Here is a 13,145-nt window from a genome sequence, read left to right on the forward strand (position 1 = left end):
GAGAAGAACGGGAGGAGCACACCGCCGGTGACGTACATGTGGTGCGCCCACACGGTCACGGACAGGCCCGCGATCGCGATGGTCGCGCCGATCAGCCCCATGTAACCGAACATCGGCTTGCGCGAGAACACCGGGATGACTTCGGAGATGATGCCGAAGAACGGCAGGGCGATGATGTACACCTCTGGATGGCCGAAGAACCAGAAGAGGTGTTGCCAGAGCAGCGCTCCGCCGTTCGACGCGTCGAAGACGTGCGCGCCGAACTTGCGGTCCGCCTCCAGCGCGAACAGCGCCGCGGCCAGTACGGGGAAGGCCAGCAGGACCAGCACACCCGTCAGCAGCACGTTCCACACGAAGATGGGCATACGGAACATCGTCATGCCGGGGGCGCGCATGCAGATGATGGTGGTGATGAAGTTGACCGCGCCGAGGATCGTGCCGAAGCCGGAGAAGGCCAGACCCATGATCCACATGTCGCCGCCGACGCCGGGCGAGCGGACGGCGTCGGAGAGCGGTGAGTAGGCGAACCAGCCGAAGTCGGCCGCGCCCTGCGGAGTGAGGAAGCCGCCCACGGCGATCATCGAGCCGAAGAGGTACAGCCAGTAGGCGAACATGTTCAGCCGCGGGAACGCCACGTCGGGCGCGCCGATCTGCAGCGGCATGATCCAGTTCGTGAAACCGGCGAACAGCGGCGTCGCGAACATCAGCAGCATGATCGTGCCGTGCATCGTGAACGCCTGGTTGTACTGCTCGTTGGAGATGATCTGAATACCCGGCCGGGCCAGCTCGGCGCGCATCAGCAGCGCCATCACCCCACCGATCAGGAAGAACGCGAACGACGTGGTGAGGTACAGCGTGCCGATGGTCTTGTGGTCGGTGGTCGTCAGCCACTTCACCACGACATTGCCGGGTTGCTCGCGCCTGACCGGCAGCTCGCTCTCGTAAGAGTCCTCGGATGCCGTGGCACCACGAGGTTCGTTGCGCATGCTCAAGGCGGGTTGCTCCCCAACTGACAGTGGTCCGACGGCTCTCGTCTGCGGGCCATCCTCGCTGGTCATAGCAAGGGCCTACGCCCTGAGTGGCCGCCATTCAGCCGATCGATCGAGGAAGCAACTCGAATACAGTAGGCATCGGCGTGCGGGGGAACACCTGAGGCTGACTCGTAGGAATTCCGTTCGACATCCATGAGGGGCCGCAACGGTTCGACGCCGTGCCGGTTCCCCCTGACCGACGGCATCGAACGTGGGTGCGAGCGGGTCCGTGCGGGCGTGCGCGACGCGGCGCGAAACGTCTGTGACCGAGCGGTGTGGTCCGCGGGTTGGAGCGCTCAGAACGACGCAGGTGCGCGCAAGAAATTGCGTTTCTTGCGTCTTCTTGCGTCGGGTGATGCAAGGGCTTCCCGTGCGTGGCCTGTCGCCGTGGCCGGGAGCCGCGAGCTCGGGCGCGGGTCGGCTTCCAAAGGGCCTCAAGAGGCTCGCGATATGTCAAGTGCGGGAAATCTGCCGGGAGTAGTGCGCGGGGCGTGTCCTGCTGCCAACTCCTCTCCATGTGTGCTCATTGCCCTGTTCATGGGCCTGGGAGCCGTGTGTGCGGCTTCCAGGCCCATGAGGCGCGGGTGTGGTCGGTGAAACTTGTGGCGTCCTGACAGTAGACGGACTCACAGGCCTCTGCAATATTGCGATGAAAGAGCGCAAGAAGCTGCGCACGGCCGCCCGTGTAGAGATCACGCATCTCTGCGCGGACAGCTCCTGTCGTCCTGTCGTACCGCGCCACCGCTCTGCCCAGGAACGAGCCGACCTCGCCGCCCCCTCCGGCGCGCGAACCTCCGCAGGGAGTGACCCCGCATGACTCCACACAAGCCCAGATCCTGGAGGCGCCGCGCAGCAACCGCTGTGCTCGCCTCCTCCGTCATGGTGCTAGGCATGCCCGCCCTCGCCGCCCACGCGGCCGGCGGTCCCAACGCCGCCGCGGACGCCGCGACCAAGGCCGGCAGCGCCCTCGGCGCTCACGCGGCCACCAGCGTCACCGACGGCGACGCCGACACCTACTGGCAGGCCGGCAAGAAGTCGGCCCAGTGGGTGCAGACCGACCTCGGCCGGACGAAGCGTGTCCGCCAGGTCGTTCTGCGACTGCCCGAAGCCTGGCAGACCCGCAAGCAGACGCTGGCGCTTCAGGGCAGCGCCGACGGAAAGAGCTTCGCCACGCTCAAGTCGTCGGCGCAGTACGTCTTCAGCCCCGGCAACGGCAACACGGTGAAGGTCTCCTTCCCTGCGACCCTCGCGCGATACGTGCGGGCCGACTTCAGCAAGAACTCCGTCGCCTCCACCGCACAGCTCTCCGAGATGCAGGTCCTCACGACCGCCGCCTCGACCCCCAACCTCGCCCAGGGCAAGCCCTTCAGCGAGAGCGGGCACGCCGACGTCTACGGCGCGGCCAACGCCGGTGACGGCAACCGGGCCACCTACTGGGAGAGCACGAACAACGCCTTCCCGCAGTGGCTCCAGGTCGACCTCGGATCCTCGGTCAAGGTGAACCAGGTGGCACTGCGGCTGCCCAGCGGCTGGCCGAGCCGCAGTCAGACGCTCAAGATCCAGGGTTCCACCGACAACCAGAACTTCACCGATCTGACGGCTTCGAAGGCGTACACCTTCGACAGCGGCAGCGACCAGTCGGCGACCATCAGCCTGGACACCACCACGACGCGGTACGTGCGCGTGCTGATCACCGCCAACACCGGCTGGCCGGCGGGGCAGTTGTCGGAACTCGAGGTCTACGGGCCGGCGACCGGCGACACCCAGGCGCCCACCGCTCCGTCGAACCTGAGCTACACCGAGCCGGCCACCGGGCAGATCAAGCTGAACTGGGGCGCCGCGAGCGACGACACGGGCGTCACCGGCTACGACATCTACGCCAACGGCCAGTTGCGGGCGACCGTCGCCGGGAACGTCCTGACGTACACCGACACCCAGCCGGCCGGCAGCGACATCACGTACTTCGTGCGGGCCAAGGACGCCGCGGGCAACGTCTCCGCCAACAGCAACAGCGTCACCCGCAAGGGATCGGGCGGCGACACGCAGGCTCCCACGGCGCCCGGCAACCTCGCCTACACGCAGTCCGGCAGCGACGTGAAGCTCACCTGGCAGGCGTCGAGCGACAACGTCAAGGTCACCGGCTACGACGTCTACGCCAACGACCAGCTCGTCAAGTCCGTCGCGGGTGACGTCCTGACGTACACCGACACCCCGTCCGCGGCGGCCACGGTCACCTATTACGTGAAGGCGAAGGACGCCGCCGGGAACGTGTCGGTGGCGAGCAACAGCGTCACCAGGCCCGGCTCGGGCGGCGGTTCCAACCTGGCCCAGGGCAAGCCCATCGACGCTTCCTCGTCCACCTTCACGTTCGTCGCGACCAACGCCAACGACGGTTTGACCAGCACCTATTGGGAGAGCGGGGGTGGCGCCTACCCGGCCACCCTCACCACCAAACTGGGCGCCAACGCCGATCTCAGCCAGATCGTCGTCAAGCTCAGTCCGGACGCAGCCTGGTCGACGCGCACACAGAACATCCAGGTGCTCGGACGTGACCAGGACGCGACGACCTTCACCAGCCTCGCCGCGGCGAAGGACTACACGTTCTCGCCGGCGAGCGGCAACACCGTGACCATCCCGGTCTCCGGTTCCGCCGCCGACATCCAGCTCAAGTTCACCTCCAACACCGGCGCTCCGGGCGGGCAGGTCGCCGAGTTCCAGGTCATCGGCACCCCCGCCGCGAACCCGGACCTCAAGGTCACCGGCATCACGAACTCGCCCACGGCTCCCGTCGAGTCGGACACCATCAGTCTCACCGCGACCGTCACCAACAGCGGCAACAAGGCGTCCAAGGCCACCGACCTGAACTTCACCCTCGGGGGAACGAAGGTCGCCACGGCGGACGTCCCCGCCCTCGCCGCGGGCGAGACGAAGACGGTCACCGCGAGCATCGGCGCACGGGACGCGGGCAGCTACCCGGTCGGCGCCGAGGTGGACCCGTCGAACAAGGTCATCGAGCAGAACGACGCGAACAACGTCTTCACCCGCTCGGACGCCCTCGTCGTCAAGCCCGTCTCCAGCTCCGACCTGATCGCGGCGCCGGTCTCCTGGACTCCCTCCAGCGCCTCGGCCGGTGACGACGTCAAGTTCACCGTCGCGATCAAGAACCAGGGCACCACGGACTCGGCCTCGGGTGCCCACGGTGTCACCCTGACGGTCCAGGACTCCAAGGGCGCCACCGTCAAGACGCTCAGCGGCTCCTACAACGGCGTCATCGCCTCGGGCCAGACGACCGCCCCGGTCAGCCTCGGTTCGTGGACGGGTGTCAACGGCAAGTACACCGTGAAGACGGTCATCGCCGACGACGCCAACGAACTGCCGGTCAAGCGGGCCAACAACACCACCACGCAGTCCCTGTTCGTCGGCCGCGGCGCGGACATGCCGTACGACATGTACGAGGCCGAGGACGGCACGGTCGGCGGCGGCGCCAAGGTCGTCGGCCCGAACCGGACCATCGGCGACCCGGCGGGCGAGGCGAGCGGCCGCAAGGCGGTGACCCTCAACGGGACCGGCCAGTACGTCGAGTGGACCACCCGCGCGGCCACCAACAGCCTGGTGACCCGCTTCTCGATCCCGGACGGCACCGACAGCACGCTCAACGTCTACGTGGACGGCCAGTTCCTCAAGGCGATCGACCTCACCTCGAAGTACGCCTGGCTGTACGGCAACGAGACCGCGCCCGGCAACTCGCCCGGCTCCGGTGCCCCGCGCCACATCTACGACGAGGCGAACCTGCTGCTCGGCAAGACCGTGCCGGCCGGTTCCAAGATCCGGCTCCAGAAGGACGCCGCCAACAACTCCTCCTACTACAACATCGACTTCATCAACACGGAGCAGGCGACCGCCGCCGCGAACCCTGACCCGGCCGCCTACACGGTCCCGGCGGGCTTCGCGCACCAGGACGTGCAGAACGCGCTCGACAAGGTCCGCATGGACACCACGGGCAAGCTCGTCGGCGTCTACCTGCCCGCCGGTGACTACGACACCTCCAGCAAGTTCCAGGTCTACGGCAAGGCGGTCCAGGTCGTCGGCGCCGGACCGTGGTTCACCCGCTTCCACGCTCCCTCCTCGCAGGAGAACACCGACGTCGGCTTCCGGGCCGAGGCGAGCGCCAAGGGCTCGACGTTCGCCGGCTTCTCCTACTTCGGCAACTACACGTCCCGGATCGACGGCCCGGGCAAGGTGTTCGACTTCTCCAACGTCTCCGACATCACCATCGACAACATCTGGGTCGAGCACATGGTGTGCCTCTACTGGGGCGCCAACACCGACAACATGACCATCAAGAACTCCCGTATCCGTGACACGTTCGCCGACGGCATCAACATGACGAACGGCTCCACGGACAACCACGTGGTCAACAACGACGCCCGGGCCACGGGCGACGACAGCTTCGCGCTCTTCTCGGCGATCGACTCCGGCGGTGCCGACGAGAAGAACAACCTCTACGAGAACCTGACGTCGACACTCACCTGGAGAGCGGCCGGCATCGCCGTCTACGGCGGCTACGCCAACACCTTCCGCAACATCCGTGTCGCCGACACCCTGGTCTACTCCGGGATCACGATCTCCTCGCTGGACTTCGGCTACCCGATGAACGGCTTCGGGACCGACCCCACGACGATCGAGAACGTCTCCCTGGACAGGACCGGCGGCCACTTCTGGGGCTCGCAGGTCTTCCCCGCCATCTGGGCGTTCTCCGCCTCGAAGGTCTTCCAGGGCATACGGGTCAACGACGTCGACATCGACGACTCCACCTACGGAGGCGTCATGTTCCAGACCAACTACGTCGGTGGGCAGCCGCAGTTCCCGGTCAAGGACACGATCTTCACCGACATCTCCATCACCAACTCCAAGAAGAGCGGGGACGCGTTCGACGCCAAGTCCGGATTCGGCATCTGGGCCAACGAGCTGCCGGAGCCCGGCCAGGGTCCCGCCGTCGGCGAAGCCACCTTCCGCAACCTGCGGATGAGCGGCAACGCACAGGACGTCCGCAACACGACCAGCACGTTCAAGGTCAACATCGAGTGAGTTCCGAACGGTGACGAACGGTACGGGGTCTCCCTCCGCGAGGGCGGCCCCGTACTGTCGTGCCGGAGCGGACGGAACTGCCGAGAGGCGGACTATCGGAGCCGTCGGCAGGTGTCGCTGGTGCCGTTCTGTCGCAGGAGCCCGGCGATCGCGACGCCGTTCGAGCAGGTGTTCTCGTGGGGTTACGTCCGTCTGCGTATGGCGCCGGGTGACGGCCGCCCGTCACGCTGAGTTCCGGCACGCCACGGAACGTCCATGGGCGTCATTCACGGGGAGTCTCCATGCGCCATGTCCGCCCTCGTCCTGTCCGCCTCGCCGCCCTCTCGGCCGTCGCGCTGCTGCTCGCGCTCGGCTCGCTGGTCGCCTGCGAGGACGACGACGGTAGCTCACCCGCGCCGGCCACCGCCTCCGCCTCCGCGACGTCCCACGACAAGCCGAGCCCCACCGCCGCGAAAGGCGTCGCTCCCGACCTCGTCGGACTCACCGTCGCGGACGCACGGGACCGACTCGCCGAACTGGACTACGGCATGGCCTTCACCGACGACTCCGAGATCGGTGACGACTCGCTCAAGGTGACCGCCCAGTCCCCGGCGCCCGATTCCGCGCTGAAGACCGGTGCCACCGTGACGATCACCGTCCCGGGCCGCTGAGCCGCCGCTCGTCCGCGACGAAGCGGTACGCGCCCGGCCACAGGCGGCACGGGCGCCACCGGTGCGACCAAGCCCAGGACGACGACCGGCCGTCATCCCGGGCCGACCTCATTGTTCCCTCTCCGCGGGGAACCGGAGAACGTCCACAGGGCCCGTTCGGGAGGTCACCGGAGCGGAAGCCGAGGCGAAGGCCGAAGCCAGGCACGGCGCCGACGGCCACCTACACCGCCGCAGGACCGACCGACCACAGGTGGATGTCGGTGATCTGCGCCGAGTCCGCGTCGACCCAGCCGTTCGGGCCGGGCCAGACGCACACGGCTCCGGCCAGACCCAGCGGGATGACCAGGCCGCCGGTCGCGCTGCACTCCGCCGCCGTGACCGGGGCCCGAGTGGCGGCCTGCGCCGTTCCGCCGAGCCCGAGCGTCAGCATCAGGGCCGTGAAGGTGGTTGCCGTGGCGGCCGAAGCCACGAGGCGAGATCGCATGTCTTTGTCCTCCTCCGCGGCGGTCCGTCCGCCGCAAGTGGAGGCTAGTCCGGCCCACACCAGGAAATTTCTAGAAGATGTCCGCACCACGACGGCGGAGCCACGGGCCGACCGGTGCCCAGACTTCGGGCGCACGCGGACCCGGTGCGGCGCTTCAGCCGCGGGTCAGATCCTGGAGGCCGACCACGCGCAGCAGTTCCAGCCGCTCGTGCGATCTGCTGCCCGGACGGGCGGTGTAGACGACCAGCCGTTGGTCGTGCTCCGGGTTCAGCAGTACCTCGCAGTCCAGCTCCAACAGGCCGACGACCGGGTGCAGGAAGCGTTTGACGTCGGCGCGGCGGACCGCGACGTGGTGGGCGTCCCACAGCGCCGAGAACTCCTCGCTGCGGGCGCGCAGCCGGCGTACGAGCTCCGCCAGCCGCGCGTCGTCCGGGCGGCGGGCGAAGGTGGCGCGAAGATCGGCCACGGCCGCGCGGGCGGCACGGTCCCGGTCCTCGGCGGGGAAGAGTTCGCGCGCGGAGGGGTCCGTGAAATAGCGCCAGGCGGCGTTCTGCTCCGTCTCGGGGCGGGCGGACAGGTCGCCGTGGAGCGCCTTGGCCATCGCGTTCTGCGCGAGGACGTCACCGCGGTCGCTCACCACCTGGGCGGGAATGTCGGTCAGCCGGTCGAGGACGAGGAGCAGGCCGGGACGGACGTGCTCCGTCGTGGGCCGGTTACGCGGAGGCTCCTCGCCGGCCAGGTGGAAGAGGTGGTCCCGTTCGTCGCCGGTCAGCCGCAGCGCGCGGGCGACGGCGGCGAGCATCTGGCGCGACGGGCGTGAGCCCCTCGCCTGCTCCAGCCGCGTGTAGTGGTCCGTGGACATGCCCGCCAACTGCGCGACCTCCTCGCGGCGCAGTCCCGGCGTGCGCCGCCGAGCGCCCGATGAGAGACCCACGTCGGCGGGGGCGAGGCGGGTACGGCAGTGACGCAGGAAGTCGGCCAGTTCGGTTCTGTCCACACCTCCACCATGCCCCGGGGCGGCGGACGCAGCCAGGGACCGCCTGTCCCCGGATGAGGACGTCTCTCCCGTCGGCGGTCGTACCGCCGCACGCTGGAGACCGGCTCGAAGGACCGGCGCGCTCCATAGGTACGACGGGACGAGCATCGGAGCCACACCGCGCGCCGCGCGCGGCATCCGCACGACAGCCGCATGCGTCTCCGGCGCACTGACGGCGCACTGACGGCGCATTGGCGGCCCATGGATCGTCGCCGCCGACTGTGCGGAGCTTCTTACGGTGAAAGGGAGAACTCGCATGCAGTACCGCACGCTCGGCCGGACCGGGATCAAGGTCAGCCCCTATGCGCTCGGCGCATTGATGTTCGCCACGTCCGTCGGCAACCCCGACCCCGACGACTCGGCCCGCATCATCCACAAGGCGCTGGACGCGGGAATCAACCTCATCGACACCGCGGACGCCTACGGCGACTCCGAAGAGGTCGTCGGCAAGGCCATCGAGGGGCGACGGGACAACGTCGTCCTGGCGACCAAGGTGAGCCGTCCTATGGGTGACGACCCCAACCAGCAGGGCGCCTCCCGGCGCTGGATCGTGACCGCGGTCGAGAACTCGCTGCGGCGCCTGCGGACCGACCACATCGACCTCTACCAGATCCACCGGCCGGACCCCGCCACGGACATCGAGGAGACGCTCTCCGCGCTCTCCGGTCTGATCCAGAGCGGGAAGGTCCGCGCCATAGGGACGTCCACGATGCCGGCGTCCGACATCGTCGAAGCCCAGTGGGTCGCCGAGCGGCGTGGCCTGGCACGCTTCCACACCGAACAACCGCCGTACTCACTGCTCGACCGTGGTGTCGAGCGCGAGGTGCTGCCGGTCGCCCAGCGCTGTGGGATGGGCACGCTGGTCTGGGGCCCGCTCGGGCAGGGACTGCTCACCGGGCGCGTCCGCAAGGGGCGGCCGAACCGACTCCGGCGCGCCGACTTCTTCCAGCACCTCAACGACGAGCGTCGTCTCGACGTCGTCGAGCAGTTCATCTCGCTGGCCGAGGAGGCGGGCCTGCCGCTGACCCACCTCGCCATGGCCTTCGCGATCGCCCATCCGGGCGTGACCGCCGCGATCGTCGGTACGCGCACGACGGGCCACCTCGACGACGTTCTCGCCGGTCTCGACGTGGCCCTCACCGACGACATCCTCGACCGGATCGACGAGATCGTCCCACCGGGCACCGACGTCGGTGCGCTCGACCAGGCGTATGTGCCCCCGGCCCTCCAGCGGCCGAGCCTCCGCCGCCGGCCCGTCGGCGAACGCACCGGCGCCTGACACCGGGAAGCGGCGCGGAATCCGGCGCGACTCGGACGCGACGGTCCGGGGCAGGAACGGGAACTCCGCCCGGCGACGCGCGCGTAGGCGTTGTCGGCGGCACGCGACCGACTCCCTGCGTGAGACGACGGGAGCGTCACCGAAGAGGCGGACAACCGGGTGGCAAATCGCCTTGCTGCAAGGCCGGTTGCTCCTCCGTTCACCGGCCCCTCAGATCTCCGTGCCGTCCGACCGGGGGCGCACCACTTGGTCTTCGCTCGATGTCCGCGACCCCGCGGCCTCCCGCGGCGCACCCACGGCGGGGCGTACCGGCTCCTGGGCGTCATGCGCACTCGCCGGCCCAACGGCGCCCTCGGTTCGCGACTTGTGGGCTCCTCGCCCATCGACGCGGTCCATCTCGCGCCATTCCGGGCGCAGTCCAGCCAGGTTCGTGGTGAGGAAGTACGCGGCACCGCCGGCGACCAGCACCGGAGCGAGTCCGACGGAGGCCACCGCCGCTCCGGCGATCAGTCCACCGAGGGGGATGCCGGCCCAGGCCAGCGAGTCACCGAGCGCGTTGACCCGGCCCAGCATCCGGCGCGGCACCCGCTCGAACAGGACCGCTCCCAGTACCGGGTTGAGGAAGCCCGATCCGAATCCACTGACGGCGAACACGGCCAGCACCGCCCCCAACGGCGCGTCGGAGGCGAGAATCAGGAATCTCGGCGCTCCGGCGAGCAGGAAGCCGGTGAAGAACACCACCCGGCGCCGCAGCCGGTGCGCCGCCACCGCGGCTATCAGACTTCCGGCGACCGCCGTCGCGCCCATCACACTGCCCGTCAGACCGATCGCGGTCGGCCCGTTGCCGGACTCTCTGGCCCAGACGGGTACGAGCACCGTGGCGAAGCCCGCGTCCAGCAGGTTGGTGATCCCGACCATGACGATGACGGTCAGGAGCAGCAACTCGCCACGCAGGAAGGTGAATCCCTCGCCGAACCGTCGCCAGTACCCCGGCCCTGTCCCGCCGGCCAGCGACGGAGTTTCCTCGATCCCGCGCCCCATCCCGCGGGGGAGCGCCAGCCCGATGATCAACGATCCGAGGGTGAAACAGCCCGCGTTGACGACCAGACCCGTCATGGGGCCGAGCAGTCCCACCAGGGAGCCGCCGGCCGCCGGGCCGACCGTGGACGCGAGCCGCTCGGTCACGCCGGACAGACCGGCGGCTCGCTCCAACGGCACCCGGCCGAGCTCGGCCGCCTCCGGGACCATGACCGTCTTGGCGAGGTCCCCGGGACCGCGGACCGCGCCGATCAGTGCGACCAAGGCCAGCAGAAGCGGAAAGGAGAGCAGGTCCAAGGCGTGGAACAGGGGCACGGCGGCGGCAGCGGTCGCGCTGGCCAGATCGGTGGTCCAGGAGACGGACCGCGGGCCGATCCGGTCCACCAGCGGCCCGGTGAAGGCCTTGACCGCCACGTAGGGGGTCATCTCGCAGAAGGCGACCAGTCCCGTCTGGGTGGCGCTGCCGGTCGTGACGAGTACGAACCAGGGCAGCGCGACGGCGGAGACCCGAGTCCCTGTGAGGGAGACGGCCATGGCCGCGAGGACCCCGCCCAGCGGCCGTAAGGACCGCTCGCCGGGTATGCCGCCAGGGGCAGGGACAGCCACCGTCATGACCGCTCCGTTCCTGGCGCCTCCTGAGGACCGGCATGGGCCTGCGAGGCGTCGGGCGCGTCCAGTTCAGGTACGAGGTGGGTGATGACGGCGACCCGCTCGGCCCCCTCCGGGGCGCTCGCGGCCGCCTCCGGGGTGTCCGCCCGGTAGCGGGCGACGACCGCGTGCAGCTCCTTGCGCAAGGAGGCGGTCTCCTCGGGCGTGAGCCGCAGCGCCCAGTCGCTCATGTCGAAGGTGCCCCGCCAGGCTCGGGGCATCGTCTGGAGCTCGTTGACCGCCCGCTGGGTGCGGAGGGTGTACGTGGCGGCGACGGACTGCAGGTAGGCCAGGGTCGCCTCGGGCTCCCGCTCGGCCAGTTCCGGGTCGTTCAGCTCCGTCGTGTGATGCAGTGAACGCCACCAGCGTTCCCGGGCGTTGCCACGTTCCGTGTCCTCCTCGACGAAGCCGGCCGCTCCGAGCTGGCGCAGGTGGTAGCTGGCCGTGCCGGAGTTCACGCCGAGCCGCTCCGCCAGGCGGGTGGCCGTCGACGGGCCGTACTTCCGTAGCAGCCCGACCAGCTGCACGCGCACCGGGTGGGCCAGGGCGCGCAGCCCCTTGGCGTCCAGAACGACCGAGTCGGCTTCGGGTTGCGGACCTTCCTGTCGCGCGGGGGTGTCAGTCATACGGTGCACCCTAAACCGCAAACAGTTCTTCGCAAAGACTTCTTCGCGAAGAACTCGCTGGGGTTGCGACGGCGGTCCGGTGCCGACCGCTCATGGGTTGTGGGCGGTCGAAGGGGCTCGTGGAGGTCGGCCGTCAGCCCAGCCGGGTCAGATCCGGCCGCAGCCGCTGCCAGACCGGATGACGCAGACGACCGGCGCTGGTCCACTCCGCGGCGGTGATCTCCGCCACCAGGCGCGGTTCGACCCAGTGCGGGTCGGCCACGTCGGCCTGGTCGACGAACGGGGAGGTCGAGCGCGTGATGACCGTGAGATACGCGCTGAGTTCACCGAGCTCGTGCTCCGACATGCCGGATCCGACCGATCCCGCGTACCGCAGCCCGGCCGGCCCCTCCAAGCCCACCAGCACCGCACCCGGCACCCCTTCGGCCGCGCCGCTGCGCTGGGTCCAGCCGCCGATGATCACGTCCAAGGTCTCCAGCCGCCTGGTCTTGCGCCAGTGGGGCGACCGAACGCCCGGCGTGTACGGGGAGGAGAGCTTCTTCGCGACCACACCCTCCAGCCCCTCGCGCATCACGGCGTCCCACACCTGCGCCCCGTGTCCCTGCACGAAGGCCGGCGCCGACCAGTGCGGGCCGTCCAGGCCCAGCAGGGACAGGGCTCCGCGCCGCTCTTCGTAGGAGGAGCCGAGCAGCGTGCGGCCGTCGAGAAACAGGACATCGAAGATCATCAGATGCGCGGGGGAGTCCAGCGCCAGCCGTGCCGCGCGGCGGGCGTTGACCACCCCCATCCGGCGCTGGAGCAGCCCGAAGTCGGAGCGTCCGGACGAGTTCAGGACCACGACCTCACCGTCGAGGACCACGACGCGTCCGCGCAGAACCCCGCCCAGATCCTGAAGCTCGGGATAGGTCACGGTGACGTCGTTGCCCGCCCGTGAGATCAGCCGCACCGCTCCGTCGCCCGTGGTGGTCAGGATGCAGCGCGCACCGTCCCACTTGGCCTCGAACGCCCAGTCCGCGTCGGGCACCGGCAGCGGGCCTGGCACGGCCAGCATGGGTGCGAGCGAAAGGGGCGACCAGGGGACGTCGGAAGAATGCGCATCCATAGTCAAAATGATCGAACGGCTGACGGACATCCGCAGGGCGGGGCGGTGCGCCCGGCCGTTCGGTCACCGGTGGCAACCGGGCGTACGGCCAATCGGGCGTACGGGCGACCGTCGTCCCCACCCCCCGCCCCGGGTTCCGCGCCGGAGCCGGCCGCCTTGAGAC

General features: G+C 69.4%; 9 protein-coding genes. 3 read left to right on the forward strand and 6 right to left on the reverse strand.

Translation table 11 applies throughout. The features are described from left to right. The coding region (locus ACFV2J_RS35065; protein WP_385442483.1) for a cbb3-type cytochrome c oxidase subunit I at positions 1 to 992 on the reverse strand (992 nt) is incomplete at its 3' end. Positions 993 to 1,844: 852 nt separating this feature from the next. Between ACFV2J_RS35065 and ACFV2J_RS35070 the strand changes: the two genes are divergently transcribed. Then, entirely contained in the window at positions 1,845 to 6,119 is a 4,275-nt protein-coding gene (locus tag ACFV2J_RS35070; RefSeq protein ID WP_385092815.1) for a discoidin domain-containing protein, read from the forward strand. A 281-nt stretch (positions 6,120 to 6,400) separates the two neighbouring features. Continuing rightward, positions 6,401 to 6,769: a PASTA domain-containing protein gene (locus ACFV2J_RS35075; protein WP_385092817.1), complete on the forward strand. Its 369-nt coding sequence runs from the start codon at positions 6,401 to 6,403 to the stop codon at positions 6,767 to 6,769. A 220-nt stretch (positions 6,770 to 6,989) separates the two neighbouring features. Here ACFV2J_RS35075 and ACFV2J_RS35080 read toward each other — a convergent pair whose 3' ends face one another. Together ACFV2J_RS35080 and ACFV2J_RS35085 are read right to left on the reverse strand one after the other, a co-directional pair. After that, positions 6,990 to 7,253 (reverse strand): hypothetical protein, encoded by a 264-nt coding sequence (locus ACFV2J_RS35080; protein ID WP_385092820.1) that lies wholly within the window; start codon positions 7,251 to 7,253, stop codon positions 6,990 to 6,992. Between the two features lie 154 nt (positions 7,254 to 7,407). After that, positions 7,408 to 8,250 (reverse strand): helix-turn-helix transcriptional regulator, encoded by an 843-nt coding sequence (locus tag ACFV2J_RS35085; RefSeq protein WP_385092823.1) that lies wholly within the window; start codon positions 8,248 to 8,250, stop codon positions 7,408 to 7,410. A gap of 295 nt (positions 8,251 to 8,545) precedes the next feature. On the opposite strand from ACFV2J_RS35085, the gene ACFV2J_RS35090 reads away from it, so the two are divergent. Beyond that, positions 8,546 to 9,568: an aldo/keto reductase gene (locus ACFV2J_RS35090; RefSeq protein WP_385092826.1), complete on the forward strand. Its 1,023-nt coding sequence runs from the start codon at positions 8,546 to 8,548 to the stop codon at positions 9,566 to 9,568. Positions 9,569 to 9,778: 210 nt separating this feature from the next. Here the strand turns inward: ACFV2J_RS35090 and ACFV2J_RS35095 are convergent, their stop codons facing one another. From ACFV2J_RS35095 to ligD, 3 genes are all read right to left on the reverse strand, one after another. Beyond that, the gene (locus tag ACFV2J_RS35095) at positions 9,779 to 11,218 is read right to left on the reverse strand and encodes an MFS transporter (RefSeq protein WP_385442489.1); all 1,440 of its coding nucleotides are present in this window, start codon (positions 11,216 to 11,218) and stop codon (positions 9,779 to 9,781) included. After that, positions 11,215 to 11,880 carry an ArsR/SmtB family transcription factor gene (locus ACFV2J_RS35100; protein WP_385091847.1) on the reverse strand — a complete coding sequence of 222 codons (666 nt, stop codon included), beginning with the start codon at positions 11,878 to 11,880 and terminating at the stop codon, positions 11,215 to 11,217. Before ACFV2J_RS35100 ends, ACFV2J_RS35095 begins: the two co-directional genes overlap by 4 nt. 133 nt (positions 11,881 to 12,013) lie before the next feature. Further along, positions 12,014 to 12,982: a non-homologous end-joining DNA ligase gene (ligD, locus tag ACFV2J_RS35105; protein ID WP_385442494.1), complete on the reverse strand. Its 969-nt coding sequence runs from the start codon at positions 12,980 to 12,982 to the stop codon at positions 12,014 to 12,016. Between the last annotated feature and the right edge of the window lie 163 nt (positions 12,983 to 13,145).

The sequence above is a fragment of the Streptomyces sp. NPDC059668 genome (assembly GCF_042734135.1).
Lineage (GTDB): Bacteria > Actinomycetota > Actinomycetes > Streptomycetales > Streptomycetaceae > Streptomyces.

Excerpts from the sequence above, each read along its gene's own strand:
- ACFV2J_RS35070 (WP_385092815.1), top strand. The coding sequence starts at position 1,845 with ATGACTCCACACAAGCCCAGATCCTGGAGGCGCCGCGCAGCAACCGCT.
- ACFV2J_RS35075 (WP_385092817.1), top strand. The coding sequence starts at position 6,401 with ATGCGCCATGTCCGCCCTCGTCCTGTCCGCCTCGCCGCCCTCTCGGCC.
- ACFV2J_RS35080 (WP_385092820.1), bottom strand. The coding sequence starts at position 7,253 with ATGCGATCTCGCCTCGTGGCTTCGGCCGCCACGGCAACCACCTTCACG.
- ACFV2J_RS35090 (WP_385092826.1), top strand. The coding sequence starts at position 8,546 with ATGCAGTACCGCACGCTCGGCCGGACCGGGATCAAGGTCAGCCCCTAT.
- ACFV2J_RS35095 (WP_385442489.1), bottom strand. The coding sequence starts at position 11,218 with ATGACGGTGGCTGTCCCTGCCCCTGGCGGCATACCCGGCGAGCGGTCC.
- ACFV2J_RS35100 (WP_385091847.1), bottom strand. The coding sequence starts at position 11,880 with ATGACTGACACCCCCGCGCGACAGGAAGGTCCGCAACCCGAAGCCGAC.
- ligD (WP_385442494.1), bottom strand. The coding sequence starts at position 12,982 with ATGGATGCGCATTCTTCCGACGTCCCCTGGTCGCCCCTTTCGCTCGCA.